Source organism: Chromobacterium sp. Panama (genome assembly GCF_003052555.1).
GTDB lineage: Bacteria > Pseudomonadota > Gammaproteobacteria > Burkholderiales > Chromobacteriaceae > Chromobacterium.
In genome coordinates, this window is record NZ_QARX01000001.1 from 5,067,693 (window position 1) to 5,094,135 (window position 26,443).

Sequence of the window (26,443 nt, forward strand, 5' to 3'; positions counted from 1 at the left end):
ACCCGATTGGGGCCTGCTGCCGTTATGGTTTTTTATTTTGACATCAAGGTACTTAGGGCATATCACATCAGCCGCGGATAAGTGAACAGAATCAGGTGCACAGCGTTGAAGGCGACATGGGCCAGCACCGCCCACAAGACCTGGCGGGTGGCGGCGTAGACCAGGCCGTAACCCAGGCCGGCCAGGGTGGCGAGCCCCACCCAGACCCAGCCGCCGGCGACGTGGACCAGGCCGAAGGCCACCGCGGCGGCCATCAGGGCGGGAAAGGGTTCGGTGCGCAATTCCAGCCAGCGTTGCAGGCCGGCGCGGAAGAAGGCTTCCTCGGCCAGCGAAACCAGGAAGAAGTTGGCGAACAGCCAGGGCAGCAGCCAATGCGGCCATTTCGGCGCCCAGGCGATGACGCCGGCCACGCTGGCCAGGCCCAGCACGACCAGCAGCAGCAGCGCGCCGACGCCGGCCGCCGCCGGGCCCCAGCGCCGCTCCACTTGCGGGCTGGCGGCCAGCACCATCAAGAGCAGCCAGCCGGCGGCGCCCTTGTCGTAACTCCAGTACAGCCGGTAGGGCGCGCTGTTCGGCGTGCTCAGGCCCTGCCACAGCAAGGGGTTGTCGAAGCCGGGCAAGGCGTGCAGCGCCAGCGCCAGCAGCAGCGCGATCCAGACCAGCCACAGCTCCGGCCGCCGGTAGTGGCGCGCGGCCAGGCTGACGGCGAGGGCGGCGAGGAGGGCCGCGGCGCCCAAGGGCTGCACCAGGCCGCAGGCGACGGCGACGCCGGCGCTGCTGAGCGCGGCCAGGCGGGAGGGCCAGCGCAGGCGCAGGCTTTCGGCCAGCAAGGCCAGGGCCAATAGGAGGAAGGCGGCAAGGGATAGGGAATCCGGCAGGGGCGGGGTGGGCAGAGGCATGGCGGGCTCGCGGCGGGATGGGTTTGGATACTGAATGATACCTAAGAACCTGTTTACGATCTGCTGCGCGTCGTGAGACGTGGCACGGTGAGTATGGCATTCAAAATGCTCATGTACCGTGTGTGCATTCCGCTTTCCCCACCGCAACGCCATGTCATGTCTTGGTTCGCGAGATCGTAAGCGCGCCCTGAAAGCGTTGAGAAAAAAGCCGCCGCCGTCTGGTTTTGGGCCAGAGCCGCGGCGGCAGGCTCCCGGTGTGCAGGGAAAGGAAGCCGCAAGCGAACCGGCGGCCGGCGCCGGGGCGCCGACCGCCGGCCGGCTTAGTTGGCTTTGGCCGCGCGCACCGCGGCGGCGGCGTCGGTGATGCCGGCGGAGCAACCTTCGCAATCCGCCGCCGGTTGGCGGGCAGTCTTGATCAGGATGTTGCGCACCGCTTTCCAGTTGAGGCTGGGGTTGGAGGACAGCATCAGCGCCACCAGGCCGGCCACGTGGGGCGTGGCCATGGAGGTGCCCTGGAAGGCGGCGTAGCTGTCCGCGCCCGGCACGGTAGTACCACTGTTCAGCGTGGAGTAGATGCCGGGGTCGCCGCTGTTGAGATCGCCGCCCGGCGCGGTGACGGTGGTGATCGCGCCGTAGTTGGAGTAGGAGGCGATGCCGCCGGACTTGCCGTTGGAAGCGACGGTGATCACGCCGGGGCAGCTGGCCGGGTTGGTGTTGCGCACGTTCTTCATCGCGTTGCCGGCGGCCACCACCACCACGCCGTTGCGGGCGTTGACCTGCTGGATGGCGTCGCGGTAGGTGCGGCTGCACGGCTGGGCGCCGCCCAGCGACATGCTCAGCACCCGCGCCACATTGGCGTTGACCGGCGCGCCGGGCACGGTGGCGCCCACCGCCCACAGCATGGCGTCGGCGATGTCCGAGCTGGCGCCGCCGCATTGGCCCAGCACGCGCAGCGGCAGCAGCTTGGACTTGGGCGCCACGCCGGTCAGGCCGTTGGCGTCGCCGGCGGCCGCGGCGATGGTGCCGGCCACGTGAGTGCCGTGCCAGCTGCTGTTGCCGGCGCGGCACAGGCTGCCGTCGCTGTAATCGCCCTGATCCAGGCCGTTGTTGGTGCGCGCGTTTTGCACCGGTTGGCCGTTGCTGTCCAGCAGCGGGCTGCCGTCGGCATTGGTCTGCGCCACCGCCGGCAGGCGCGCGCGCTTGGGATCGGAGATGAAGTTGTAGCCCGGTTCCAGCAGATTGGGCTTGAGGTCGGCGTGCGGACGGTAACCGGTGTCCAGCACCGCCACGGTGACGCCGGCGCCCAGCGACAGGTCCCAGGCGGCCGGCAGGTTCATCGCGCCCGGTTCGCCGGCGCTAGCCTGCATATCCCATTGCTTGGCCGCGTAGAGCGGGCTGCTGGGCAGGTAGTTGGGGCTCATGACGAAGTCCGGCTCGGCGTATTCCACCGCCGGGTCTTGCTGGATCTTGCGCGCCAGGGTCTGGGCTTCGGCCACGCTCATCGCCTTGCCGCTTTGATAGACGTAGGCGCCGGTGCCCATCTGGTGATGGAATTGCAGCGGGCTGCCGCTCAGTTGCTGCACGCGTTGGGTGCGGGCGGCGAAATCCGCCGGGCGGCTGGACGGGGCGCGGCCGCCGTTGGCGATGCGAGCCTGGGTCAGTTGCAGCTGGGAGACGCTGTGGTATTTGACGATGATGCCGGTGATGCCGGCGGCGGAGGGCGCCGCGGCGGCGATGTCGGCGCCGGCGCCGGCCAGCAGCGCGGCGGTCAGCAGGGACAGCGAGGTTTTGCGGTTCATGTGTTATTGCTCCAATGCGGCGACGGCTTAGTTCTTGACGTAGGGGATGGCGGCGAGGCCGGCCGGGGCATTGCCGCCGGCGGACGGGCTGCCCCAGGCGACGAACTTGCCGTCCTTGGCCACGGCGAGGAAGCCGCCGAGCGGAGTGCTGTAAATGGCGCGGATATTGACCAGGCGCGAGCGGACGGCGGAGCTGTCGCCGCCGTGGGTGGGCGCGCCCCAGGTGACCACGCTGCCGTCGGCCTTCAAGGCGGCGAAGGCGTAGTCGTTGGCGAACACGGCCACCACATCGCGCAGGCGGTGCCGCACCGCGCTGCTGTCGCCGCCGCGCAGTTCGTCGCCCCAGGTCACGACGCTGCCGTCCTGACGCAGCGCGGCGAAGGCCAGCTCGGTGGAGGCGATGGCGCGCACGCGGTTGAGCTGGTGTTGCACGCCGCTGGCGTCGTTGCGGGCGCTGTCGCCCCAGGTGACCACGCTGCCGTCCTTGCGCAAGGCGGCGAAGGCGGTCTTGCTGGCGTAGAGCTTGGCCACGCCGGCCAGGTTGCCGGCCACCGGGCCGGTGTCGGCGCCGCGGTCGAAGTAGGCGCTGCCGATGGTGGCCACCGAGCCGTCCTGCTTCAGCGCGGCGAAGACGTTGAGGTTGGTCTGCACGGCGCTGACGCCGGCGGGCATGGGCTCGCTGCCGTCGTAGTAGTCGCTGGTCTGGCCGTCCCAGTTCAGGCCCCACACCACCACGCTGCCGTCTTTTTTCAGCGCGGCGAAGTTGTAATCGGTGGCGGCGATGCTGGCCACATTGTTGAGTTTGGCGGCCAGCGGCGAGGCGTCGCCGCCGGAATTGGGATCGCCGAAGGCGAGCACGCTGCCGTCCTTCTTCAGCACCGCCACCGCGCCCAGATTGTGGCTGACGCTGGCGACGTCCTTCAGCGCGGCCAGTCGGGCGGCGTCGAAGTAGGAGGAGATGGATTTGGAGCCGCCGCTGCCGTCGAAGGTGGTTTCGATATTGCCCCAGCTAGTGGCGCTGCCGTCGCCGTTGAGCGCGACGAAGCCGCGTTTGGTGGGCCACAGCTTGGCGATCTTGCCCAGCGGCGCCACCGGGGAGGTGGCGTCGGCGCTGCCTACGCCCACCGGGCCGGCGAAACTGGCGCCGGAGCCGGCGCGGCCCCAGCCGACGACGGTGCCGTCGGCCTGCAGCGCGGCCATCGCGCGTTCATTGCCGGCCACCGCCACCACGTCCTTGGGTTGGGCGGGCAGGGCGGAGGTGTCGCCGCCCAGGCGGCGGCTGCCCCAGACCGCCAGCGTGCGGTCCGCCTTGAGCACGGCGAACACCGACGGCGCGCTGAACACGTTCTGCGGCACCAGGGTCTGGCTGGCGCTGGTCAGCGCGCAGCTGACGGTGGCGGTCAGCGGCTGGTCCGGCGCGCTGTCTTCGGCGCTGAAGCCGCGGGCGCCGTTGCTCCATTGCACGCGGGGCTGGCCCAGGCACAGGCCGCTGGGCACCGCGGTCAGCACGCCGCCGCGGTTGCCGAAGATGTCCACCGCCAGGCGGCCGCTGCCGCCATGATGGCTGGAGCCGTCGCCGGGCTGGCTGCCGCTGCCGTCGTCTTCGCAGCCGGACAGGCCGCCGATCAGCGCTACGCCCACGGCGATAGCGCCAAGCCGGAACCATTGGGTTCCGCTTGCTTGTGTGGTTCTCATCACGGGTAACTCCTTTGTAGATCTTGTCGTTTGTATTTTTATCCTGGGTTTAAACCCAGAACGAATATATTGTCATGCGATAAGCATGTTTGGTAGAGAAAACGCATGGATAAGGCAAGCGGGAGCGGAGGCGGCGGAGGGAGGGGGAGGCGGAGCGCTGCGCCATTTTGGTGCGGCGAGCGGATAACCATTGGTTATAATTATTTGTGTTTTAATTTTTTATTGAAAAATCAGCTATTTGCCGGCGACGGAAACGACGCGGAAGACAAAGCCAGCCGCGGCGGGCTGGCTTCAAAATGGGGCATGACGGCCGGAGGGGAGCCGGCCGGGGTGTTACATTTTTGCCAGTTGTTGGCGCGCTTTTTGGGCGGAATCCGTCTTGGGATACAGTTTGATCAGGCGTTTGTAAGTGGCTTTGGCCTGGTCCATCTGGCCTAGATCGCGCTGGCAATTGCCGATATTGCGCAGGGCTTCCGGCGCGAAGTGGTTGTCCGGAAACTGCTCGACGAAGCGGCGATGGATGTCGATGGCGGCGTCGTATTGGCGCAGCGCGGTGTGGGATACGCCCAGCCAGTAAGTGGCTTCCGCCACTTGCGGCGCTTGCGGGTTTTGTTCGATGAAGCCGCGCAGCGCGTCGGCGGCTTTGGCGAAGTCGCGAGCGCGCAGCAGGTTCAGCGCCTTGTCGTAATCCGGGCTGGTGGCGGCGCCGCCGTCCGCGGAGCCGGAGGCCGCGTCGCCGTGCGTGGCGGGCATGGGCTTGGCGCCGCTGTTCTCCAGATGGCCCAATCGGCCGTCCAGATCGTTGTACAGGTCGTTCTGGCGCTTCTGCGTGGTTTGCAGATTGTAGTTCAGCACTTCCACGTCGCCGCGCAGCTTGGCCACTTCAGCCTTCATCGCTTCCAGCTGGCTGACCATTTCCAACAGCTTTTCATTGGAAAGCTTGCTTTCCACTTCATTGAGCCGGGTGGACGCCTGGCGGTTGACTTGGTCCAGCTGGCGGCGGGTTTCTTCCAGATCGCCGGTGGTGGCGCAGCCGGTGAGAACCAGCAAGAGCGCGCTGCAGAGGGTGAGCCGTTTCATGGTTGTCCCGGGATGTCCCGCCGTCCGGCCCGGAGGGGACGACGCTTGTAAGGTGGGTGGCAATGAATACAGCCGGATATCTTAACGGCAAGCGCGTGAAAACGCATCCGCCCGATGTCCGGCTGTAAAAGCCGGCCCTGAGTCGGGCCGGCGGTTTGGGCTTAGTGGCCTTGGTACACGATGTCGGCGCGACGGTTCTCGGCGAAGTCCGCGTCGGTGTTGCCGGTGGCGCGCGGTTTTTCCTTGCCGAAGCTGACCGCTTCCAGCTGGCTTTCCTTGGCGCCCAGCACTTCCATCGCCTTTTTCACGCTTTCGGCGCGACGCTGACCCAGGGCCAGGTTGTATTCGCGGCTGCCGCGGGCGTCGGTGTTGCCCTGGATGATGACTTTTTTGTCAGCGTTCTGCTTCAGGTAGGCGGAGTGGGTTTCCACTACCGGCTTGCCGCTGGCGTCAACGGAGGAGGAGTCGAAGCCGAAGTAGACGCTGCGCTTGGCCAGCGGGCTGTTGGGATCGTTCAAGGGATCCACGGACACCTGGTTCTGGTTGCCGCTGCCGGTGTCCACCGGCGCGGTGGTCTGCGGCGTGGTGGGCTGCTGGGTGCCGGCGGTGGTGTCAGCCGGTTTGGTGCTGGCGCAGGCGGCCAGCAGGGTAACGGTGGCGGTGCCGAGGACGAGTTGTTTCCAGTTCATATCAATAGCTCCAATTAAGGACGATTAAATGGGCCCCAAGCCGGGTCCTGTACATCGCCGTTGATCACGGCCAATTTCACTTTGCTGCTGCCATCCGTGGTGGCGGCGTACAACACGCTCTTGCCGCCGGCGTCGCTGGCGTACAGCACCATGCGGCCGTTGGGGGCGAAGCTTGGGCGTTCGTTGTAGCCGCTGTCCGACAGCGCGCGGCTGTCGTTGGTGGCCAGGTCTTGCGCCATCACGCGGAAGTTGCCTCCCTCGCGACGGATGTAACTCAGGGTCTTGCCGTCCGGCGACACCTTGGGCGACACGTTGTAGCGTCCTTCCCAGGTGACGCGCTGGGCGTTGCCGCCATCGGCGGACACGCGGTAAATCTGCGGGCCGCCGGCGCGGTCGGAGACAAAGTACAAGCTGCCGCCGTCCGGGCTCCATGTGGGCTCGGTGTCGATGCCGCCGTTGTACATCAGCCTGCGCGCGCCGCCGCCGTTGGCGTTGATCACGTAAATCTGCGAATTGCCGCTGGTGGTCAGCACCACCGCCAGCTTGCCGCCGTCCGGGCTCCAGGCCGGCGCGGAGTTGCTGCCCTTGAAGTTGGCGGCGGCGAAACGCTGGCCGGTGGCCAGGCTCTGCACCCAGACCACCGGCTTCTTGCTTTCAAACGACACATAGGCGATGCGTCCGCCGTCCGGGCTCCAGCTGGGGGAGATGATGGGCTCCCTGGAGCGCAGAATGGTCTGGGCGCGTCCGCCGTCCACGTCCGCCACTTGCAAGAGATAGCTGCCGCCGGTCTTCAGCACGTAAACGATGCGGGTGTTGAAGAAGCCTTTCTGGCCGGTGATCGCCTCGTAAATCATGTCGGCGATCGCGTGCGCCACCTGGCGTGTGCGGTCCGGGGTGACGGTGAATTCGCCGCCGGTCAGCTGCTTCTTCTGCGCGACGTCCATCAGCCGGAAACTGATTTTCAACTGTCCGCCGCCCGCGGCCTCCACTTTGCCGATGGCGACGGACTGCGCGCCGGCGGCCTGCCACAGCGGGTAGCGGATGTCGGCGGGCTCAAACGGCGTATTGGCCACGCTGGCGGCGTCCACCATGCGGAAGACGCCGGAAATCGTCAGATCGTTCTTGATCACCGGGCTCAGGCCGCCCTGGGCGTTGGCTTCGTCCTTGAACGGCGCGATGGCGATGGCGTGGCGATTGGCCCCGCCGCCGACGATCTCGATGGTCATTTCCGCTTGCGCGCCGCCTGCGGCCATCAGGCCCAGCGTGACGAGCAGCATATTCAACAGAGTTTTGAAGCTGGACATTAGTTCCCTCGAATCAGTCTATCGGCATGAGGCGACGCCGCAGCCGGTCCATCATGGCTTGTGTTTGGTCCGCCTTATGACTTGGGCCGGAACTCCATCTTGAACTGCCGGTAGCCATCGTTGAAATTGGCGCCGGGCGGCAGCGCCGGGAAGGTTTTCGCTTCCCAGATCGCCCTTTGCACCGCGTCGTCGTAAGCCTTGCTGCCGCTGCTTTGCAGCAGCTGCACCCGGTTCACTTCCAGCGAGGGCAGCAGGCTGACCTGCAACACCACTTTGGGGTTGCCGCTCAGTTCCGGCGGCACTTGCACCAGCGGGGTGACTTTGGCCTTGACCCGGCTGATCCAGCCGGCCTTGGCCGTCGACGAGCCGTTGGCCGCGCCGCCGGCCACGCCGTTGGGCGAACCGGCCTGATCGCTGCGCGCATTGGCCTTGCCGCTGGTGCGCGGGTTGTCCAGGCTGGCCAGCAGATCGTCGGCTTCCGGGTTGTAGGTTTTGGACGGTTTGGGCTTGGCCTGCGGTTTGGCGGCCGGCGCCGGCGGCGCTTTGGCCTCCGGTTTTTTCTCGGCGGGCTTGTCCGCTTTTTTCGCTTCGGGCTTCTTCGCCGGTTCCGGCTTGGGCTCCGGTTTAGGCTCGGGCTTGGGTTCCGGCTTGAGCTTGGGCGGTTCCGGCGGTTTCTTGCCGCGGCCCAGGTTGACGTCGGCCGGCGGCTCGGCCACGGCGGGGCGCGGCGGTTCCGCCACCGGCGCGGGCTTGGGTTCGGCCACCGCGGCCGGCGCGGGCGGCGGCGGCGCGGTGGTCCACAGCTCCAGCGCCACCGGCGCCTGTTCCTGCAGGGTTTGGGAATGGAAGCCGCCCCACAGCAGCAGGCCGACCACGGCGACGTGCAGCAGTACCGAAACGATCAGCGACCAAGGACGCGGCGAGGTGGACACTGCGGCCATCATCCCTGCTTCTGCTGCTTGACCGTCAGCGCCACGCGCTTGACGCCGGCCTGGTGGAGTTTGTCGGCGATCTGCACCACTTCGGCGTACTTGAGGTTGGCGTCAGCGGAGATGGCCACCGGGCGTTCGGCCGCGCCCAAGGCCTGGATTTGCACCGCAAGGTCGGCGACGGAGGCGACGTCGGTCTTGCGGTCGTTGTCTATCAGTTGGATCTTGCCCTGGGCGTCCACGGTCACTTCCAGCGGACGGGTGTCGATGCTGGTGGCCTGGGACACGCTGGGCACTTCGATCACGCCGGGCGTGAACATCGGCGCGGTCACCATGAAGATGACCAGCAGCACCAGCATCACGTCGATGTAAGGCACGACGTTCATCTGGTTCATCTGGCGGCGGGGACGGCGATTGAGCATGGAGCGTCTGTTAGCGTTGGCAAGCGGTCATGATACACCGGGCTCCGGTCTAGGTGTCCGGGGGAAGCGGATCAGACCGCGGCGGATCATGAAAAGTTCATGGCCACGGTCGCCTGTGGGGCTCAGGCCAGCCGCGTGCACAGGGTCAGCCCATCCCCCACCGGCAGCACGCACATGCGGATGCGCGGGTCGTGCTTCAGGCCGGCGTTGAATTCATGCATCAGATGCACGCCGGGCGGGTCTTCCGGCTTGGGCTCCACCACGCGGCCGGACAGGAAAATATTGTCGATGGCGATCACGCCGCCGGGGCGCACCAGCTGCAAGCAGGCTTCGTAGTAGTCGCGGTAGGCAGGCTTGTCCGCGTCGATGAAGGCCAGGTCGTACTGGCCGGCCTGGCCGGCGTCCAGCTGTTGGCGCAGGGTGGCGAGCGCCGGTTGCAGCACCAGTTCGATGCGCTCGGCGACGCCGGCGCGGGCCCAGTAGTCGCGGGCGACGGCGGTGAAGGTTTCGCTGACGTCGCAGGCCAGCGTGCGGCCGTCTTCCGGCATCGCCAGCGTCACCGCCAGCGCGCTGTAACCGGTGAATACGCCGATCTCCAGATAGCGGCGCGCGCCTATCAGCTGCGCCAGCCAGGCCATGAACTGGCCCTGTTCCGGCGCGATCTGCATTTTGGCCATGCGGTGGGTGGCGGTGAATTCGCGCAGATCGCGCATCACCGGGTGTTCGCTGAGGCTGATGTTCAGCAGGTAATCATGCAAGGCGCCGTCTAGCGCCACGGTGCGGCTGGTCATGGGGTGTGCAGTGCAATCGGAAACGCCCGCGGCGCGGGCGTCGGGTCAGGCGGGGAGCCGGGCTTATTCCGGCTGGTAGACATAGGGCTGCTGCGGCACGCGGGATTCTTTCCAGCGTTTCTGGTCGTCGGCGTTCACTTGACGATCCCACAGGGTCAGGCGCAGGTCGCGGCGCTGGCTGTCCACTTCCGGATGCTCTTCCAGGAAGCCGTTGATGAATTGGGTGAAATCGGACTGATACATCGCATCGTTCCTTCTGGGGTGATGTCGTGATTTTAATCGATAAATCGCCGCGCAGTCAGCTTGAGCGCCCGCTTTACATTCTTTTTGACAACAGATTTCAAAATGTAACGCAAATCTGGTTGCGTCGAAGAGGCTTTGCTGCGATATTGCGTAAAAGATTTAAAGACATTTAAGCAAAATTTTAAACTGAAAAGGCGTTTTTGTTTAAGCAAATTAAACTTAACGGTTTATGTGATGCGAATTCGCAATGTGGACAGCTTGGTGCAGTTCTACCCCGAGACCTTGACCTATCTGCGGCTGCTGGCTCGGCTGACGCATTTGGCGATGGTGTTGGCGCCCGGCTGCGTTTTGCTGCTGCTTGAGCCGGTTTCGGCGGAGGCCCGCGGGCAGGCCGTGCAGGTCTTGCTGCTTGCCGGCGTCCTGGCCTTGCTGTCTTTTCAGGCCTTTGGCGTCTACGGCGGCGGCATGTTTCTGCGTCAGCTGCGTTTGCGGCCCTTGGCCGCGGCGTGCGCGCTGCTGTTTGCGGTCTTGTGGCTGGCGCGCGGGCTGTCGCCGGCGCTGGCGGCCTTGCCGGACCGGCTGTGGCCGGTATGGTTCGCGGCGACGCTGACGCTCTTGCTGTCGCAGCGCTTGCTGGTGCATGTCTGGTGCCGCCGGCTGGTGCGCCGCGGCGTGGGCCTGCAACGCACGGTGATTCTGGGCTGTACCGCCAGCGGCCACTTGCTGGCCGGTTTCCTGCGGGAGAACGCGGACATCCGCGCTTGCGTGATTGGTTTTGTCGACGACCGCTCCGACCGTTTGCAGCACGCGATGGCCGGCCTGCCCTATTTGGGCGGCATGCAGCGGCTGGAGGCGATGGTGCGCGAGGGCGAGGTGCAGCAAATCCTGGTGGCGCTGCCCTGGGCGGCGGTCAAGCGGATGGGGGATTTGGTCAGCCTGCTGCGGCGCTTGCCGGTGACGGTGCTGCTGGCGCCGGACATGGCGGGCTTGCGGCACGCCCATCATCGGGTGAGCGCGGTGGCCGGGCTGCCCATGTTCAATATTTCCGAGCGGCCGCTCAAGGGCTGGTCGCCCTTGCTCAAGCGCTGCGAGGACGTGTTGCTGGCCGCTTGCGCGCTGACGCTGGCCGCGCCGCTGATGTTGTTGATCTCCGCGGCGATCAAGCTGGACTCGCCGGGGCCGGTGTTGTTCCGGCAGCGGCGCTACGGCTACAACAACCGCCTGATCGAGGTCTACAAATTCCGCTCCATGTACGTGGAGCAGGCCGACGCGGACGCCGAGGCGCAAACCACGCGCAGCGATCCGCGCGTGACCCGCGTCGGCCGTTTCATCCGCAAGACCAGCCTGGACGAGTTGCCGCAATTGCTCAATGTGCTGGGCGGCAGCATGTCCATGGTGGGGCCGCGTCCGCACGCCACCGCCACCAAGGCCGCCGGCGTCTTGTTCGAGGACGCGGTGGCGGAATATTCCGCCCGCCACCGGGTCAAGCCGGGCATTACCGGCTGGGCCCAGGTCAACGGCTACCGCGGCGAGACCGACACGCTGACCAAGATAGAGCGCCGGGTGGCGCACGATCTCGAATACATCGAGAACTGGTCGCTGTGGTTCGACGCCTACATCCTGATCCGCACCCTGCCGGCCGTGCTCTCGGCCGACGAAGCCTATTGAGGCCGCCATGCAAAGCCCAAGACCAGAACTGATTCCCTGCATCGTGTCCGGCGGCGCCGGCACCCGTTTGTGGCCGGTGTCCCGGCAAGCGTTTCCCAAGCCCTTCATCCGGCTGGCCGACGATCAGAGCCTGTTGCAGAAAGCCTTTCTGCGCGCCGCGCGCCTGCCGGGGGTGAAACGGGTGATGATCATCACCAATCAGCAGGCGCAGCTGCGCACCCTGGACGAATGCCGGGCGGTCAACGCCGGCGGACTGGCGCTGGAGCTGCTGCTGGAGCCGGAAGGGCGCAACACCGCGCCGGCGCTGGCGGCGGCGGCCGCGGACCTGCTGGAGCGCGAGCCGGAGGCCGATCCGCTGCTGCTGGCGTTGCCGGCGGATCATCTGATCGCCGACGAAGCCGCTTTCGCCGCCGCGGTGGAGAAGGCCGCGCGGCTGGCCGCCGCCGGCCGCATCGTCGTTTTCGGCCTGACGCCCAGCCGCGCGGAAACCGGCTTCGGCTATATCGAGGCCGGCGCGGCGATCGGCGTCGACGGCCAGGAGGTGGCGCGTTTCGTGGAAAAGCCGGACCGCGCCGCCGCCGAGAGCTATCTGGCCGGCGGCCGTCATCTGTGGAACAGCGGCATGTTCTGTTTTTCCGCCGCCGCGCTGTGCGCAGAGCTGGCCGAACACGCGCCCCAGGTGCTGGCGGCGGTGCGGGACTGCCTGGCGCACAGCCCGGCGTCCCCGCACGCGGACCACAGGCTGCGCGCGCTGGAGCATGAGCGCTTCGGCCGCTGCCCGGACATTTCCATCGACTACGCGGTGATGGAGCATACCCGCGCCGCGGCGGTGGTGCGCTGCGAGCTGGGCTGGAGCGATATCGGCAACTGGGACAGCCTGGCCGAGCAGTTCCCGGCCGACGCGGACGGCAACCGCGTCAGCGGCGACGCCTTGCTGCGGGACAGCCATGATTGCTTCATCCAGAGCCGCGGCCGGCTGATCGCGATGCTGGGCGTGGACAATCTGGCGGTGGTGGACACCCCGGACGCCTTGTTGGTGGCCAAGCGCGAGCGCAGCCAGGACGTGCGGGAGCTGGCGCGGCGGCTGCAGGAGCAGAACCACCCGGCCTGGCGGCTGCACCTGAGCTCGCAGCGGCCCTGGGGCCATTACACCGTGCTGGCGGACAGCGAGCGCTACAAGATCAAGCGCATTGTGGTGAAGCCCGGCGCGGCATTGTCCTTGCAGATGCATCATCACCGCAGCGAGCACTGGATCGTGGTCAGCGGCACGGCGATGGTGACCCACGGCCAAGAAGAGCGCTTGCTGCACACCAATGAATCCACCTTCATTCCCGCCGGCGAAACCCATAGATTGAGCAATCCCGGCCTGATCGATCTGGTGTTGATCGAGGTGCAGAGCGGCGAATACCTGGGCGAGGACGACATCGTGCGCTTCGCCGACGACTACGGCCGTTCGGAGGCCGCGCCGTGAGCCGAACCGCGCTGATCCTGCCGGTGCGCAACGCCGGCCGCCATCTGGACCGGCTGCTGCCGGCGCTGGCGGCGCAAAGCCTGCGCCCGGACGAATGGCTGGTGCTGGACAGCGAGTCCAGCGACGGCAGCCGGGCGCGCCTGCTGGCCGCCGGCGCCAGCGTGGTGCCGGTGCGCGCCGCGGACTTCAATCACGGCGGCACCCGCCGGCTGGCCAGCGAGCTGACCGACGCCAAAGTGCTGATCTATCTGACCCAGGACGCCATTCCCGCCGGCCCCGACGCCTTGCGCCGCTTGCGCGACGCGCTGCTGGCGGAGGAGGACATCGGCGTCGCCTACGGCCGTCAACTGCCGCAGCCGGACGCCGGCTTGCTGGGCGCGCACGCGCGCCGCTTCAATTATCCGCCGTTCAGCCGCACCAAGCGGCTGGCCGACGCCGCCGAGCTGGGCATCAAGACCTGTTTCAGCTCGGACTCCTTCGCCGCTTATCGCCGCGAGGCGCTGCGCGGGGTGGGCGGTTTCCCCGTGGACGTGATCGGCTCCGAAGACGCCCACGTCGCCGGCCGCATGCTGCTGGCCGGCTGGTCGGTGCGCTACGAAGCCGCCGCCTGCGTCCACCATTCCCACGATTACGGGCTGTGGGAGGAAATGCGCCGTTATTTCGACATCGGCGTGTTCTACGGCCGCGAGCGCTGGATCGCCGAACGCTTCGGCCGCGCCGGCGCGGAAGGGCGGCGCTTTGTGCGTTCGGAACTGGAGACGGTCCGCCGCGCCGGCCAGCCTTGGCGGCAGTCCGAAGTGCTGCTGCGCTGCGCGCTCAAGCTGGCCGGCTACCGGCTGGGCCATGTCGAACGCTGGCTGCCGCGCGCGCTCAAGCGCCGCCTCAGCATGTTCCCCGCTTATTGGAAATGAACGCGATGACCACCGCCAAGCTCGCCGCCGTCTTGTTGTCCGCCCTTGTGGGCGGACTGACGGCCTGTTCCACCCCCAGCACCATCGCGCTGCCGGACGCCAAGACCGTGGAAGCGCGGCGGCTGGCGCTGCGCGACATCAGCCAATTGCCGCCGCCGACGACGCGGGTGATGAACGGCGACACCCTGCGCATCGTCCGCGACGCGCAATCCCCGGCGGAAAAAGACGAGATGGCGCTGTTCTTCGTGCGCCCGGACGGCAGCTTTTCCTATCCCAACGCCGGCCTGGTCCGCGGCGGCGGCCGCACGCCGGAGGAGATAGGGGCGGAGATCACCGAGCGGCTGTCCGCGCTGTACCGCCAGCCGCAAGTCACCGTCAACATCGCCATCGCGCCGGGCAACCGCGTCTTCGTCGGCGGCGCGGTGCGCAATCCGTCCGCCTTCGAGCTGAGCGCCGCCGCCAGCATCGAACAGGCGGTGATCGGCGCCGGCGGCGTGCTGCCGTCCGCCGACAGCGAGCACGTGGCGCTGCTGCGCATGGACGAGACCGGCCTGTATCAGATTTATTTCACCGATCTGGCGCGGATGCTGGACCCGGCCGCCGGACGGCGCGGGGTGATGCTGCAGCGCGGCGACATCGTGTTCGTGCCCAAGTCCGCCATCGGCAAGGCGGTGGAAGGCGTGGACATGTACGTCAACCAGCTGCTGCCCTTCTCCAAGGCGATAGGCATAGGACTGAATTATGACCTGGGCGGCAAGGGCAGCAACAACGTCAACATCCAGAACAACCCCACCATCAAGGCCGGCGGCTAGCCCCTGGTCCGCACCGGCGATAGCGATATGATAGAAATCCGCTCCTTCCGCGACCTGGCCCGCCTGTTCTTCATCTTCCGGCGCGAGTTCAAATGGGCCTTCGTCGCCACCGTGCTGGTGGCGGCGCTGGGCGCCTTCCTGCTGCCGGCCCGCTACGAATCCGAAGCGCGGCTGCTGGTCAAACCCGGCCGCGACACCAGTACGTTGCCGATCGAATACGCCGACCGTCAGACGCTGGTGGCGCCCAGCACTCAGCGCGATCCCATCGTCGACGAGGAAAAGCTGCTGACCGGCCGCCCCATCATCCACCAAGTGGCCGACTACTACCTGAACGAGATGCGCTCGCCGCCGCCGCAAGGCTGGTGGAAAACCGTCAAGCATCGGCTAAAGCAGGCGGCCGGCGCTGTGCTGGACGGCGCGCGCGACGCGCTGGCCCTGATCGGGGTGGTGGAAACGCAGACGCCGCAGGAGCGGCTGGCCGCCAAGCTGGAAAAGCAATTCAGCGTCAGCCACCAAAGCGGCTCGGCGGTGATGGAAATCGCTTTCAGCTGGGACGATCCGGCGGTGGCGCGGCAAGTGCTGAACAAATGGCTGGCGCTGTATATCGACGAGCGCAGCCGCGCGCTGGGGCGCAAAAGCCTGTACGCGTTTTACGAAACCGAAAGCGGCAAGCTGGCCGAGCAGATCGCCGGCTACAAGGAGCGGATCGGCCAGCAATTGCGCCAGATCGACGGCATCAGCTCCAAGGAGCGTCTGGACAGCCTCACCGACCAGCTCAACAAGCTGGAGGCGGCGCGCAGCGCCGATCAGGCGGAGTGGACGGCGATGCAGGGCGGCATCGCCAACGCCCAGGCCAGCGGCGGCAAGCTGCCGCGCGAAATCGTCAAGGAGCGCGAACTGAGCCTGAACCCGGCGCGGCAAGACCTCAAGCTCAAGCTCAACGGCCTGGAGCTGGAACGGCTGGACAAGCTCAAGACCTATCTGCCGGACGCGCTGCCCATCCGCGAGCTGGATGAAAACATCGCCGCGCTTAAAAACTTGATCGCCCGGGAAAAAGACACGGTGCAGCGCTCGGAAAACCGCGCGCCCAGCGATCTCGTCAATCTGCTGGAGCGCGGCAAGTTGGAGCGCGGCATGCGCGCCGGCGAACTGAAGGCCAAGGTGACGGCTTACGACAAGGCCATCGCCGAGCTGAAGGACGAGCGCGCGCGCATTCTCGGCGTGGAGCCGGAGCTGTCGCGGCTGGAACGCAATCTGGCGGTGGCGGAAAAGAACTACCTGCTCTACCGCGACAGCCTGGAAAAAGCGCGCATAGACCGTGAGCTGGACAACAGCCGCATCAGCAATATCGCGGTGATAGAGCAGGCCACTTTCAGCCCGGCGCGAGTGTTTCCCAAGAGCCTGGCCATCCTGCTGGCCGCGGCGCCGGCGGGTCTGGCGGTGGGCCTGTTCGCCCTTTACCTGTGCTATCTGCTGGACCAACGCATCCACGACGGCGGCGGCGTAGAGCGCCGTTTCGGCGTGCCGCTGTGGAGCACGCTGATGGAGCTGGAGCCGGGGCGGACCCCGCCGCCGGCCTTCGAGGCCAGCGTCTATCGCCTGTACAGCCAGTTGCCGGCCGACAAGCTGGCGCGGGACGGCCTGGTCATCGGCCTGGCGTCGTCGCGGCGCGGCGAGGGCGTCAGCTTCGTCGCCGGCCATTTTTTGCGGGTGCTGGCCGAGCGCGGCGTGCCGGCGCGGCTGGCCGCCGGGGACGCGCGCGTCGCCGCCGGCGAGGTGGCGCTGATCGAAGCGCCGGCGCTGCTCGACAATCAGCAGGCCTTCGTGCAGCTGAAGCGCGCCGATCTGATCTTGCTGGTGGTGGAGGCGCGCGCCTCCACGGTGCCGGTGGTGGAAAACGCGCTGGCCATCCTGGGCGCCGCGTTCGGACAGGTAGACGGCATCGTGCTCAACCGCCGCCGTTTTGAAATCCCCGCCGCCGTGTTGAGAGGCGCGGCGCGTTGGAAAGGAGAAGGCCGATGAAGATCGCCCTGCTGGCTCCGCTGCCGTCGGAGCAAAACGGCATCGCCGACTACGCCGACGCCTGGCGTCGGGCTTTGGAAGACGAAGGCGTCAGCGTCGTCTCCCCGCTGGACGGGCAGCCGCTGGCGCTCAACGCGCTGGAACTGTCCTGGCAGATGCAGAACGTGGACTGGCGGCGTTTCGATCTGGTGCACGCGGAACTGGGCGGCGGCCGCTGCGGCGAATTCATGGCGCTGGAGTGGTTGGCGCGCCATCAGCCGGGCTTGAGGCTGACGGCCACCGTCCATGATCCGGAACGCCTGGTCTGGCGGCCGCCCGGCTTGCCGCGGCGGCTGCCGCGCCCGCTGGCCCAGGCCGCGGCCTTGCTGGCCGCCCCGCTGACGCTGGCGCGCGAGCGGCGGCTGGCGCGGCGCTTGACCCGGCTGGTGACGCTGACGGCCACCGGCGCGGAAGGCCTGGCCCGGCGGATGCGCTTGCCGGCCGGCCGGGTGTTCCACATTGCGCACGGCAATCGCGAAATCGCCGCCGAACCGCTGCCGGCCTTGCCGCCGCAGGGGCCGTTGCGGCTGCTGTACTTCGGCTACATCTACCAGGGCAAGGGCATAGAGGATGTGCTGGACGCGCTGGCCCTGCTGCAGCAAGAACCGGACACCCGGGACCGGGTGCGGCTGACCCTGGCGGGCGGGGTGGCGCCGGACGTCGCCTTCGGCCGCTCCGGCTCTTATCTGGAATCCCTGCGCCAGCAAGCCATCTTGCTGGGGCTGCATCGGGACATGCTGGAGTGGCGGCCGGACCTGCCGGCCACCGACATCCCCGGCCTGATCCAGGCCCATCACGCCATGGTGCTGCCGTATCGGGAATCGTGGAAGCTGGCCTTGCTGGGCCGGATGTGCGGCGCCAGCGGCGCGCTGTCCTGGGCCGTGGCCTGCGGCCGCGGCGTGGTCTGTTCCGACGCGCGCGCGCTGGCCGAGGAGGCCTCCTTCGGCAACGGCGAGGTCTACGCCCGCGGGGACAGCGCGGCGCTGGCCCGGACCCTGATCAGCCTGCTGCGTCAGCCCGAGCGCTTGCGTCTGCACAGCGAACAGGCGCGCAGCCTGGGGCGGGAACGCGCCTGGCCGCGCGTGGCGACGCAGTTTCTGCGCATGTTCCAGACCGCGCTGGGGGAGAGGGCGCATGGCTAGCGCGCGCGGCGCGGCGTGGCGGACGCTGGTCCTGGCGGCGGCGCTGACGTTGGCCGCGGCCGGCCCGCGCGCCGAAACCACCGAGCTGACCGCCGGCCGGCCGGTGGTGTGGCGCGACTTTCTCGGCGTCAACGCGCACTTCCTCTGGTTCACGCCGGAGCAATACCAGCGCCAGATGCAGCAGCTCAAATCGCTGGGCCTGAGCTGGGTGCGGGTGGACCTGCATTGGGACCGCCACGAACCCAAGGAAAACCAGTTCGTGTTCGCGCCGCTGGATCAGCTGGTGGACACGCTGAAGGCGCAGAAGCTCAAATCGGTGTTCTACCTGGTGGGATCGGCGCCCTTCGCCAGCAGCGTGCCGCCGCTGCTTGGTTCCAGCGACCAGTACCCGCCCAAGGACGACAAGGTGTTCGCCAAACGCATGGCCATGTTGGCCAAGCGCTATCCGGCGGTGGACGCCTGGCAGGTGTGGAACGAGCCCAACCTGCCCGGCTTCTGGCGGCCGCTGCCCAGCCCGGAAGGTTACGGCCGTTTGTTGCAGGCCAGCGCGGAAGCGCTGCGCGCCGCGGCGCCGGGCAAGCCGGTGGTGATGGCCGGCATGGCTTATTACAGCCAGATGCCGGTGCGCGGCGGCCTGATGCTGGAGGAACTGGGCAAGAAGGGCACGCTGAATCTGAAAACCATCGTCGCCTACCATCCCTACAGCCAGCAGCCTGAGGGCGATGATCCTAAAACGCGGGACTTCGTGCTGCGCGCTCAGCAGATCAACGCCCGGCTGCGCCAGGTCAAGGCGCCGGGCATCTGGGCCACCGAATGGGGCTGGTCCAGCTACGCCGGCCCCAAGGAAGAGCAGGAGATCATCGGCCGCGACGGCCAGGCGGATTATTTACTGCGCCGGCTGGCGCTGATGAGCGCGCTGGACTACGACCGCGTCTTTCTATTCGCGCTGTCCGATCTGGACCAGCGCGCCAGCGCGCGCGACCGCGGTTACGGCTTGCTGGATCTGAACGGCAAGCCCAAGCCCGCCTACAAGGCGCTGGCGCGCTTTCTCGCCATCACCGGCCCGCGGTTGGAGCCGGCGTCGCCGCCGCGCCTGGACGCCGCGCCGGACGGTTTGTACAGCATCGCCTGGCGCAAGCCGGACGGCGCGCGCCTGTGGATGTTCTGGAGCGCGAACGGCGGCGCGGCGCGCTTGCCCGGCGTCGCCCGCGCCACGCTGCGCCAGCCCTTGAGCGGAAGCAGCGCGGCCTTGAGCGCCGCCGGCGACAGCCTGAGCGTGGCGGTGAAGCCGCAGCTGCAAATCCTGGAGTGGCGAGAATGAAGCCGGCCTCTCTTTCCCTTGGCGGCTGCCCGCCGCTGCGCATTCTATGGACCCTGCCGTATCTGCCCTGGCCCACCACCAGCGGCGGCAAGCTGCGCCAGTTCCAGCTGCTGCGCGCCTTGGCGGCGCGCGGCCACCGCATCACCTTGCTGGTGCAGAGCAAGGAACCGGCCAGCGAGGCCTGCCGCCGCCAGCTGGAAGGCATTGTGGAACGGCTGATCGTGCTGCCGCGCCGGCCGCTGAAGCACCCGCTGACGCTATTGGCGGCGGCCTTGGGGCCCTACCCGATGCTGGCCAGCGTCAACGGCCTGTCGCCTGATCTGAGCCGCACTTTCGACGGCCTGCTGCGCCAGCGGTGGGACGTGGTGCAGATCGAGCACAGCTACGGCTTGCAGCCCTTCCTGGAAGCGCTGGACCGCCGCCGTCAGCCCTTTTTGCTGACCGAGCACAATGTCGAGTCCGAACTGGGCGCGGCCACCTATCAGCATCTGCCGCGCTGGTGCGCGCCCTTCGTCTGGTGGGACCGCTGGCGTTACCGGCGTTGGGCGGCCCTGGCGCTGAACGCCGCCGAGCGCGTCGCCGCCGTCACCTGGGAGGACGCCGCGGCGATGGCCCAGCACAGCGGCCGGCTGGTGGACGTGGTGATCAACGGCGTGGACGCCGACGCCTTCGCCGAAGTCCGCCCGGATTACGCCAGCCAGCGTCTGCTCTTCGTCGGCAATTTCGAATACCCGCCCAACCGCGACGCCGCCGTCTGGCTGGCGGCGGAAGTGATGCCTAGGCTGTGGCGGCGCTTGCCGCGGGCGCGGCTGGCGATATGCGGCTACGCGATGCCGGAGGATTGGGCGCGGCGCTGGCCGGACGCGCGGCTGGAGTGGCTGGGCTTCGTGCCGGAACTGCCGACGCAGCAGCGCCGCGCCGCGGCCTTCATCGCCGGGCTGCGCCAGGGCGGCGGCTCCAAGCTCAAGGTGCTGGAGGCGCTGGCCGCCGGCCTGCCGCTGCTGAGCACGCCGCAGGGCGCGTCCGGGCTGGACCTGCGTCCCGACAGCGAATACCTGCGCGGCGACGACGCCGAGCAATTGGCGGAGGCGGCGGCCGCGCTGCTGAGCCGGCCGGAGCGCGCGGCCAGCCTGGGCGGGGCCGGGCGCGAATTCGTGCGGCGGCGGCACGATTGGGCCATCGCCGCCGACCAGCTGGAAACCTTGTACCGGGAGCTGAGACATGCGCATCGGAATTGACTACCGCCCGGTGACCGCCGCGCCGCGCTCCGGCATCGCGCGGCAAGTGCTGGCGCTGGAGGCCGCGCTGGCGGCGCGGCCGAACGTGGAAGTGCTGCGTTTCACCGCCTGTCCGGCCGACCATCCCCACCGGAGGCTGGCGGAATGCCCGGCGCGGCCCAGCCCGGCCGACGGGCTGCATCGCCCGCGCGAGCGCTGGCATTTCGAATGCCGCTTTCTGCCGCAGGCCATCCGCGCCCGGCGGCTGGATCTTTACATCGCCACCGCCAACACCGGGCTGCCGCCCTGGCGCGCGCCCGGCGGCGTGCGCTACGCCATGCTGTTGCACGACGTGTTCCAGCTGACCCTGGACAACTACCACGTCAGCCTGCTGCGCGCGCTGGCCTATCGCGTGATCGATTGGGCCGGCACCGCGCGCTCCCTGCAACGCGCCGACGCGGTCTGGACGCCGTCGCAATTCACCGCCGACGCCGCCGCGCGGCTGTTCCCGCGCCAGCGCGCCAAGCTGGCGCTGCTGCCCAACGCGGTGCCGCAGCCGGCAAGGCCGGCCGCGGAGCCGCCGACCGGCTTGCCGGCGCGCTATTGGCTGGCGGTGGGCGCGCGCGAGCCGCGCAAGAACATGCCCTGGTTCGTCGAGCAATGGCGGAAAGCGCGTCAGCGCCAGCCGGACCTGCCGGCGCTGGCGCTGGTGGCGCGGCCGGAAGACCTGCCGGCGGAGCTGCGGCGGCTGGACGGCCTGATCTGGCTCAGCGATCTGGACGACGCCATGCTGAGCGCGGTGTACGCGGGGGCGGAACGGCTATGGCAGCCGTCCTACGCCGAAGGCTTCGGCCTGCCGGTGATCGAGGCGCTGGCGCAAGGCACGCCGGTGGCGGTGGCCACCGGCTCCGCGCTGGACGAGGTCGCGCCGCCGCAAGCGGCGCGTTTCGCCCCCAACGACGGCGGCGAGCTGCAAGCCTTGATGCACCGGCTGGCCGCGGCCGGGCCGGACGGCGATGTCGACGCCAACCGCGCCTGGGCGCGCCGCTACGATATGGACGCCTACCGCCGCCGCGTGGATCAACTGCTGGACAGGCTGCTGGCATGACGCCGCTGAATCGCGCGCTCGCCCTGAGCTGCGGGCTGTTGTTCGGCGGCCTGCTGGCCCTGCTCAGCCCGGCCGCCGCCGCGCTGGCGCTGGCCGCCGCCTGCGCCGGCGTCGCCGTGCTGCGCGCGCCCTTGCTGGGACTGGCGCTGTTCGGCCTTGCCGCCACCCTGGCGCCTTACGCCACGGTGCAACTGGGCGTGCGCGTCACCGTGTCCGAGGCCTTGCTGGGCCTGGCCTGGCTGGGGGCGCTGCCGCGGCTGGCCGTCGGCCTCCTGCAATGGCCGCGCGGCCGCGCCGAAGAGCTGCTGCTGTGGCTGATGGCCTTCAGCCTGCTGCCGTTTCTGGCGGGCCAGCTGATGGTGCAGGCCGACGGCAACGGCCCGGTCAACTGGGCGCGCTGGCTGCTGAATCTGTCCGCCTTGTTTCTGGCGCCGCTGCTGCTGCCGGACGAACGCAGCCGCGACCGCCTGATCGTGACGCTGCTGCTGGGCACGCTGGCCATGCTGCTGCTGTCCATCGGCTATTTCCTCAAGGACCGCGACGCCAACAGCTTCATCCCGGTGCTGGAAAAACTGCGCTACGCCCACCCGGAAGCGGTGCGCGACATCTTCTCCGCCAACTACACCCGCATGGCCTCGCCCTGGGTGCATCCCAATCTCACCGGCGGCGCGCTGGCGCTCTTCCTGCCGCTGGCCTTCTTCTACGGCCTGGCGCAGCGCGGCTGGCGGCGCTTGCTGGGCCTGACGGTGGCGCTGCTGGGCGCGGCCGGCCTGCTGTTCAGCATCTCGCGCGGGGCCATCGTCAGCCTGGCGCTGGTTTTGCTGTGGCTGAGCTGGCGGCGCGCGCCGCACGCCGGCCGCATCATCGGCCTGGCCGCGGCGCTGGTCCTGGCCCTGGTCTTGTTCTATCCGCCCTTGCAGGAACGCCTGGCCACCACGTTTTCCGCCAGCAACGCCAGTACGGAAATCCGCATGGACGAATACCGCCGCTTCCCCGACGCGATGCGCGCCTATCCGCTGGGCCTGGGCTTCAAAGTGGATCCGCCGCCGCCGGACAGCGGCCTGCTCGGCATCTCCAACCTCTGGCTCAATTACGTTTACAAGCTGGGCGCGCCCGGCATGCTGCTCTTCGTCGCCGTCACCGTCGCCTGGTGGCGCGAGGCGCGGCCGCGCGGCCCGCTGTCCGCGCTGGACCCGGAGCGCGCGATCTGGCTCGGCACCCTGTCCGGCTTGCTGGCGGCGCTGCTCACCGGCCTGTTCGACCACTACTACAGCTTCACCATGGTGCTGATCGGCCTGTTCTGGCTGCTGATGGGCGTCAATCTGCAAGCGGCGCGCCGGCTGGCCGGCCGCGGCGATCCGCTATTGAGCGCCGTCGCGCCCTCCGGCCCGAAAACCGTTGATCCGAAAGCGAAACCGCGATGAAACCCACCGATCTTCCCGCCGCGCCGGCGCTGACGCTGCGCCACCGCATTTACCACAGCAGCGCGCTGCGCGAGCGGCTGGACGGCTACGCCGCGCGTCTGGGCGCGCCGGCGGCGGAACTGGCCGCCGCCTACGACTGGATGCTGGCCAACAACGTGGCCTTCGAGGAGGGCGACGCCGCGGAACCGCGCGTGTCCATCGTCTCCGTCGACATGGAAAGCCGCATCCCGCACCCCTTGGCTAGCCGCTTCTACGCGCTCTTGCGCGACGAAGTGCCCACCCAGCTGGTGCCGCGTTACGGTCTCAACTGGGCCACTTTCAAGGACCGCTGGCTGCGCGCCTGGGAGCAGGGCTACAACATCCTGATCAACAAGCTGCCGTCCCACCACCTGCGGCTGGCCTGGCTGCGCCTGGGCGGCGCGCGCATCGGCAAGGGCTCCAGCGTGTGGCGCAACACCGAGGTGCTGGGCGTCAACAATCTGGTGATAGGCGCGGACAGCTGCGTGGCCTGGCACTGCCTGCTGGACGCGCGCGCCGGGCTGATCATCGGCGATCACGTCGCCATCGCCTCCTACGCCAAGATCATCGCCGGCAGTCACGACCTGAGCGCGCCGGAATTCTGGTCGGTGTCCGCGCCGGTCTATATCGACGACTACGCCTGGATCGCCACCGGCGCGCTGATCGGCCACGGCGCGCGCATCGGCCGCGGCGCGGTGGTCACCGCCAACACCGTGGTGGGCAAGGAAGTGGCGCCGTACAAGATCGTCGGCGGCAGCGGCGCCAAGCCCATGGGCGAGCGGCCGCGCGATCTTAACTACAAGGTGGGCGGCAAAGGGCTGTTCACCCTGTTCCATTAATGACACTGAGTCCATGTTCGGTCCCGCCGCGCTCTTGACCCTGGCCACGCTGGCCGGCCTGCTGGCCGGTTTCGCCCGCGAGTGGCTGCTGGTGGCCGCCTGGGGCGCCGGCGGCCGCAGCGACGCCTTCCTGGTGGCGATGTTCCTGCCGGAAGCGCTGCGCACCCTGCTGGCCGGCGGCCTGTTGTCCGCCGCGCTGCTGCCCTTGTGGCAGGCGCAGGCGCCGCAACGCCGCGGCGGCTGGCTGGCCGGCCAGCTGCGCCACTGGCTGGGCGCCGGCCTGGGCCTGGCGGCATTGCTGAGCCTGGCCGCGCCGTGGCTGACGCGGGCGCTGGCGCCCGGCATCGGCGCCGCTCACGCCGAGCTGGCCGCCGCCGCGCTGCGCTGGCTGGCCTGGCTGGCGCCCGGCTTGCTGGCCCAGGCGGTGCTGGCGGTGCCGCTGCAAGCGCAGGGCCGCTTCCTGCTGGCCGGGCTGGGTTCGCTGCTGTTCAATCTGCCGGCGGTGTTCTACCTGTATTGGGCCGGGCCGGCCGCGACGGCGACGACGCTGGCGAAATGCTTTCTGGCCGGCAGCGGGTTGATGGCGGCGGCGCTGCTGCCCGGCAACTGGCGGCTGGGCTGGCGGCCCTGGCTGCGCGCTGGCCGCGGCGATGTCCGGCAGGTCTGGCGGCGGCTGTGGCCGCTGCTGGCCAGCGGGGCCGCCAGTCAGGGCCTGGGCTTGTTGGAGCGCCTGGCCGCCTCGCTGCTGGGCGAGGGGACGATTACCCTGCTGAATCTGGCGCGCAAGCTGATCAATCTGCCGCTGATCGCCTTGATGAGTTTGAACCAGGTTTTGTTGAGCAAGATGAGCGGCGCGCAGGACGCGGGCCGGCTGCGGCTGCTGGAACGCGGCCTGGCCGCCTGCACCCTGTTGACCCTGCCGGCGGCGGCCGGACTGATCGGCGCGGCGCCGGCGCTGGTGGCGCTGCTGCTGCCCGGCGGCTTGGCGGCGAGCGGCCTGCCGCTGCTGCTGGCGCTGTACGCGCCGGGCATTGTGTTTGGCGCCTGGAACGCGCTGCTGGCGCGCTATTGCTACGCCGGCGGCGACACCCGCGGCCCGCTGGCGCTGGAGCTGGCCGGCAGCGCGCTGAGCGCCGCCTTGCTGCTGACGCTGCCACGCTGGCTGGGCTTGCCCGGCCTGGCGCTGGCCACGCTGGCCGGGGTGTGGCTGACCGGCGCGCTGCTCGCCGCTCGCTTGGGGCACGGCCTGTTGCCAAGGCTGGCGCGCCAGGGCGCGGCGGCCGGCCTGGCGCTGGCGGCTTGCGGTCTTTTGCTGTTTCCGCTGCGCGGCTCCGGGCCGTGGCCGCAACTGGCGCTGGCCGCCTTGGCCGGAGTCGTGCTGCTGTTGGGGCTGGGCTGGCGTTTTAGATCGGAGAGCATAGCTCCAGCAGCAGCCCATCCGGACAACGCAAATGGGACACCGTCTGGCCCCAGGGCTTGAGCGAGGGCGCTTGCAGCTCAACGCCGCCGTGGCGCAAGGCCTGGGCGTGGGCGGCGGCCACGTCGTCGGTCGTCAGCGCGATCTCCATGCCCAGCGGCAGCGGCGAGGCATCCGCCGCCACATAGCCTTCCGGCAGATTGCTGCGGCCCAGCGGGTGGGCGGCGAAAGCCAGCGTGGTGGCGCCGGTGTCCAGCTCGCCGTAATCGCCGGATTCGTGCAGGAAGCGGCGCCTCAGTCCAAAGGCGTTTTCAAAGAAGGCCAGCGAGGCGGCGACGTCGGAGACGTAGAGAATGGTGTAGGCGAATTGCATGGTTGGGCTCCTGATCAGGGTTTATTGCAGCTGCCGCAGCATGTCGGCGCATTGAACGATATGGGCGTACTCGCCGTCCAGATTGGCCAGCGCCATCGCGTGCACCTCGTCGGCGCTGCGCGGGGTGCCGGCGTAGTCCGCCTTGTCGAAGGCGAAGCAGGCGTCGGCGGCCACCAGGGTGTGGAAGCCGAGGTTGCCGGCGCTGCGGGCGGTGGCCTCCACCGAGTTATTGGTGCTGACGCCGACGATGAGCAGTTGTTCGATGCCGCGCACGCGCAGCCAGCGTTCCAGGCCGCTGTGGGCGAAGGCGTCCGGCACGTTCTTTTCCATCACGTGTTCGCTGGCCAGCGGCGCCAGCGCCGGCTGGAATTCGACGCCGGGCTGGCCGGGCCAGAACGGCGACTCCGGGGTGCGGGAGATGTGGCGCACGTGGACCAGCGGCGCGCCGGCCTGGCGCCAGGCGTTCAGCAGTTGGGCGATATTGGCTTCGGCCTGGGGGTTGTTGCGCGGGCCGGCTTCGGGGCGGCTCATGCCTTGTTGCATGTCGATGATGATGAGGGCGGGGGCGGTGTGCATGGTGGGGATGCCGGGGTCATGGCGGGGATTTAGTGTAGCAGGGGAGGCGGGGGTGTTCGATAGATTGCTCTGTATTTGGAGAGGGTTGCTTTGTTGAATCTGCTTTCACGGAGAGATGTGTCCTCCTTTGATTGCGCTGTGATTTGTGAGGGCTTTTCTGTTGAGTCCGCTGCGCGGATGATGATTTAGGTGCCGCTTTCCGCGCGGCGAACGGGGAGGGGGCGGGCCGCCGCC

At 68.5% G+C, this 26,443-nt stretch carries 24 protein-coding genes; 12 read left to right on the forward strand and 12 right to left on the reverse strand.

The window, feature by feature from the left end; translation table 11 throughout:
- Positions 1-62: 62 nt before the first annotated feature.
- From DB032_RS22830 to DB032_RS22875, 10 genes are all read right to left on the reverse strand, one after another.
- Positions 63-899 carry a CPBP family intramembrane glutamic endopeptidase gene (locus tag DB032_RS22830; protein ID WP_146176772.1) on the reverse strand — a complete coding sequence of 279 codons (837 nt, stop codon included), beginning with the start codon at positions 897-899 and terminating at the stop codon, positions 63-65.
- 320 nt (positions 900-1,219) lie between these two features.
- Complete coding sequence (locus tag DB032_RS22835) at positions 1,220-2,698, reverse strand: S8 family peptidase (RefSeq protein WP_107801472.1); 1,479 nt, start codon at positions 2,696-2,698, stop codon at positions 1,220-1,222.
- A 27-nt stretch (positions 2,699-2,725) separates the two neighbouring features.
- Positions 2,726-4,393: a hypothetical protein gene (locus DB032_RS22840; protein ID WP_146176773.1), complete on the reverse strand. Its 1,668-nt coding sequence runs from the start codon at positions 4,391-4,393 to the stop codon at positions 2,726-2,728.
- Positions 4,394-4,726: 333 nt separating this feature from the next.
- Positions 4,727-5,473, reverse strand: a complete 747-nt coding sequence (gene ybgF, locus DB032_RS22845; RefSeq protein ID WP_107801474.1) for a tol-pal system protein YbgF — start codon at positions 5,471-5,473, stop codon at positions 4,727-4,729.
- Positions 5,474-5,634: 161 nt separating this feature from the next.
- Positions 5,635-6,162, reverse strand: coding sequence for a peptidoglycan-associated lipoprotein Pal (pal, locus tag DB032_RS22850; RefSeq protein WP_107801475.1), 528 nt, complete (start codon positions 6,160-6,162; stop codon positions 5,635-5,637).
- Between the two features lie 14 nt (positions 6,163-6,176).
- Positions 6,177-7,466, reverse strand: a complete 1,290-nt coding sequence (tolB, locus tag DB032_RS22855; protein WP_107801476.1) for a Tol-Pal system beta propeller repeat protein TolB — start codon at positions 7,464-7,466, stop codon at positions 6,177-6,179.
- A gap of 74 nt (positions 7,467-7,540) precedes the next feature.
- Positions 7,541-8,410: an energy transducer TonB gene (locus DB032_RS22860; RefSeq protein WP_107801477.1), complete on the reverse strand. Its 870-nt coding sequence runs from the start codon at positions 8,408-8,410 to the stop codon at positions 7,541-7,543.
- Positions 8,407-8,817: a biopolymer transporter ExbD gene (locus DB032_RS22865; protein WP_048408166.1), complete on the reverse strand. Its 411-nt coding sequence runs from the start codon at positions 8,815-8,817 to the stop codon at positions 8,407-8,409. The genes DB032_RS22860 and DB032_RS22865 overlap by 4 nt, the downstream gene beginning before the upstream one ends.
- Positions 8,818-8,939: 122 nt before the next feature.
- Positions 8,940-9,608, reverse strand: coding sequence for a class I SAM-dependent methyltransferase (locus DB032_RS22870; RefSeq protein ID WP_107801478.1), 669 nt, complete (start codon positions 9,606-9,608; stop codon positions 8,940-8,942).
- 63 nt (positions 9,609-9,671) lie between these two features.
- Entirely contained in the window at positions 9,672-9,851 is a 180-nt protein-coding gene (locus DB032_RS22875; RefSeq protein ID WP_107801479.1) for a DUF3460 family protein, read from the reverse strand.
- 234 nt (positions 9,852-10,085) lie between these two features.
- Here DB032_RS22875 and DB032_RS22880 point away from each other — a divergent pair, with 234 nt between their 5' ends.
- Genes DB032_RS22880 through DB032_RS22935 form a run of 12 tightly spaced genes read left to right on the forward strand, consistent with a single transcriptional unit; the run spans position 10,086 to position 25,323 of the window.
- The gene (locus DB032_RS22880) at positions 10,086-11,519 is read left to right on the forward strand and encodes an undecaprenyl-phosphate glucose phosphotransferase (RefSeq protein ID WP_107801480.1); all 1,434 of its coding nucleotides are present in this window, start codon (positions 10,086-10,088) and stop codon (positions 11,517-11,519) included.
- A gap of 7 nt (positions 11,520-11,526) precedes the next feature.
- The gene (locus DB032_RS22885; protein WP_107801481.1) at positions 11,527-12,990 is read left to right on the forward strand and encodes a mannose-1-phosphate guanylyltransferase/mannose-6-phosphate isomerase; all 1,464 of its coding nucleotides are present in this window, start codon (positions 11,527-11,529) and stop codon (positions 12,988-12,990) included.
- Positions 12,987-13,901, forward strand: a complete 915-nt coding sequence (locus DB032_RS22890; RefSeq protein WP_107801482.1) for a glycosyltransferase family 2 protein — start codon at positions 12,987-12,989, stop codon at positions 13,899-13,901. The genes DB032_RS22885 and DB032_RS22890 overlap by 4 nt, the downstream gene beginning before the upstream one ends.
- Before the next feature lie 5 nt (positions 13,902-13,906).
- Positions 13,907-14,713, forward strand: a complete 807-nt coding sequence (locus DB032_RS22895) for a polysaccharide biosynthesis/export family protein (RefSeq protein ID WP_107801483.1) — start codon at positions 13,907-13,909, stop codon at positions 14,711-14,713.
- 27 nt (positions 14,714-14,740) lie between these two features.
- A complete protein-coding gene (locus DB032_RS22900; protein ID WP_107801484.1) occupies positions 14,741-16,735 on the forward strand; it encodes a lipopolysaccharide biosynthesis protein in 1,995 nt (664 codons plus the stop codon).
- Positions 16,732-17,916, forward strand: coding sequence for a glycosyltransferase (locus tag DB032_RS22905; RefSeq protein ID WP_107801485.1), 1,185 nt, complete (start codon positions 16,732-16,734; stop codon positions 17,914-17,916). The genes DB032_RS22900 and DB032_RS22905 overlap by 4 nt, the downstream gene beginning before the upstream one ends.
- Positions 17,909-19,237, forward strand: coding sequence for a cellulase family glycosylhydrolase (locus tag DB032_RS22910; RefSeq protein WP_107801486.1), 1,329 nt, complete (start codon positions 17,909-17,911; stop codon positions 19,235-19,237). The genes DB032_RS22905 and DB032_RS22910 overlap by 8 nt, the downstream gene beginning before the upstream one ends.
- Positions 19,234-20,475, forward strand: coding sequence for a glycosyltransferase family 4 protein (locus tag DB032_RS22915; protein ID WP_199225971.1), 1,242 nt, complete (start codon positions 19,234-19,236; stop codon positions 20,473-20,475). Before DB032_RS22910 ends, DB032_RS22915 begins: the two co-directional genes overlap by 4 nt.
- The gene (locus DB032_RS22920) at positions 20,459-21,562 is read left to right on the forward strand and encodes a glycosyltransferase family 1 protein (RefSeq protein WP_107801487.1); all 1,104 of its coding nucleotides are present in this window, start codon (positions 20,459-20,461) and stop codon (positions 21,560-21,562) included. Before DB032_RS22915 ends, DB032_RS22920 begins: the two co-directional genes overlap by 17 nt.
- The gene (locus DB032_RS22925) at positions 21,559-22,986 is read left to right on the forward strand and encodes an O-antigen ligase (RefSeq protein WP_199225972.1); all 1,428 of its coding nucleotides are present in this window, start codon (positions 21,559-21,561) and stop codon (positions 22,984-22,986) included. Before DB032_RS22920 ends, DB032_RS22925 begins: the two co-directional genes overlap by 4 nt.
- Entirely contained in the window at positions 22,983-23,843 is an 861-nt protein-coding gene (locus tag DB032_RS22930) for an acyltransferase (protein ID WP_199225973.1), read from the forward strand. The genes DB032_RS22925 and DB032_RS22930 overlap by 4 nt, the downstream gene beginning before the upstream one ends.
- 13 nt (positions 23,844-23,856) lie before the next feature.
- A complete protein-coding gene (locus DB032_RS22935) occupies positions 23,857-25,323 on the forward strand; it encodes a lipid II flippase MurJ (protein ID WP_107801488.1) in 1,467 nt (488 codons plus the stop codon).
- On the opposite strand, the gene DB032_RS22940 is transcribed toward DB032_RS22935, so the two are convergent.
- Both DB032_RS22940 and DB032_RS22945 read right to left on the reverse strand, forming a co-directional pair.
- On the reverse strand, positions 25,247-25,633 hold the full coding sequence (locus DB032_RS22940) for a VOC family protein (protein ID WP_107801489.1): 387 nt from the start codon (positions 25,631-25,633) through the stop codon (positions 25,247-25,249). The genes DB032_RS22935 and DB032_RS22940 overlap by 77 nt on opposite strands.
- Before the next feature lie 21 nt (positions 25,634-25,654).
- A complete protein-coding gene (locus DB032_RS22945; protein ID WP_107801490.1) occupies positions 25,655-26,209 on the reverse strand; it encodes a cysteine hydrolase family protein in 555 nt (184 codons plus the stop codon).
- Between the last annotated feature and the right edge of the window lie 234 nt (positions 26,210-26,443).

Excerpts from the sequence above, each read along its gene's own strand:
- DB032_RS22860 (WP_107801477.1), bottom strand. The coding sequence starts at position 8,410 with ATGATGGCCGCAGTGTCCACCTCGCCGCGTCCTTGGTCGCTGATCGTT.
- DB032_RS22830 (WP_146176772.1), bottom strand. The coding sequence starts at position 899 with ATGCCTCTGCCCACCCCGCCCCTGCCGGATTCCCTATCCCTTGCCGCC.
- DB032_RS22835 (WP_107801472.1), bottom strand. The coding sequence starts at position 2,698 with ATGAACCGCAAAACCTCGCTGTCCCTGCTGACCGCCGCGCTGCTGGCC.
- DB032_RS22945 (WP_107801490.1), bottom strand. The coding sequence starts at position 26,209 with ATGCACACCGCCCCCGCCCTCATCATCATCGACATGCAACAAGGCATG.
- tolB (WP_107801476.1), bottom strand. The coding sequence starts at position 7,466 with ATGTCCAGCTTCAAAACTCTGTTGAATATGCTGCTCGTCACGCTGGGC.
- DB032_RS22915 (WP_199225971.1), top strand. The coding sequence starts at position 19,234 with ATGAAGCCGGCCTCTCTTTCCCTTGGCGGCTGCCCGCCGCTGCGCATT.
- DB032_RS22865 (WP_048408166.1), bottom strand. The coding sequence starts at position 8,817 with ATGCTCAATCGCCGTCCCCGCCGCCAGATGAACCAGATGAACGTCGTG.
- DB032_RS22910 (WP_107801486.1), top strand. The coding sequence starts at position 17,909 with ATGGCTAGCGCGCGCGGCGCGGCGTGGCGGACGCTGGTCCTGGCGGCG.
- DB032_RS22895 (WP_107801483.1), top strand. The coding sequence starts at position 13,907 with ATGACCACCGCCAAGCTCGCCGCCGTCTTGTTGTCCGCCCTTGTGGGC.
- DB032_RS22840 (WP_146176773.1), bottom strand. The coding sequence starts at position 4,393 with ATGAGAACCACACAAGCAAGCGGAACCCAATGGTTCCGGCTTGGCGCT.
- DB032_RS22880 (WP_107801480.1), top strand. The coding sequence starts at position 10,086 with ATGCGAATTCGCAATGTGGACAGCTTGGTGCAGTTCTACCCCGAGACC.
- DB032_RS22875 (WP_107801479.1), bottom strand. The coding sequence starts at position 9,851 with ATGTATCAGTCCGATTTCACCCAATTCATCAACGGCTTCCTGGAAGAG.
- DB032_RS22935 (WP_107801488.1), top strand. The coding sequence starts at position 23,857 with ATGTTCGGTCCCGCCGCGCTCTTGACCCTGGCCACGCTGGCCGGCCTG.
- DB032_RS22920 (WP_107801487.1), top strand. The coding sequence starts at position 20,459 with ATGCGCATCGGAATTGACTACCGCCCGGTGACCGCCGCGCCGCGCTCC.
- DB032_RS22905 (WP_107801485.1), top strand. The coding sequence starts at position 16,732 with ATGAAGATCGCCCTGCTGGCTCCGCTGCCGTCGGAGCAAAACGGCATC.
- DB032_RS22885 (WP_107801481.1), top strand. The coding sequence starts at position 11,527 with ATGCAAAGCCCAAGACCAGAACTGATTCCCTGCATCGTGTCCGGCGGC.
- ybgF (WP_107801474.1), bottom strand. The coding sequence starts at position 5,473 with ATGAAACGGCTCACCCTCTGCAGCGCGCTCTTGCTGGTTCTCACCGGC.
- pal (WP_107801475.1), bottom strand. The coding sequence starts at position 6,162 with ATGAACTGGAAACAACTCGTCCTCGGCACCGCCACCGTTACCCTGCTG.
- DB032_RS22940 (WP_107801489.1), bottom strand. The coding sequence starts at position 25,633 with ATGCAATTCGCCTACACCATTCTCTACGTCTCCGACGTCGCCGCCTCG.
- DB032_RS22900 (WP_107801484.1), top strand. The coding sequence starts at position 14,741 with ATGATAGAAATCCGCTCCTTCCGCGACCTGGCCCGCCTGTTCTTCATC.
- DB032_RS22930 (WP_199225973.1), top strand. The coding sequence starts at position 22,983 with ATGAAACCCACCGATCTTCCCGCCGCGCCGGCGCTGACGCTGCGCCAC.
- DB032_RS22925 (WP_199225972.1), top strand. The coding sequence starts at position 21,559 with ATGACGCCGCTGAATCGCGCGCTCGCCCTGAGCTGCGGGCTGTTGTTC.
- DB032_RS22870 (WP_107801478.1), bottom strand. The coding sequence starts at position 9,608 with ATGACCAGCCGCACCGTGGCGCTAGACGGCGCCTTGCATGATTACCTG.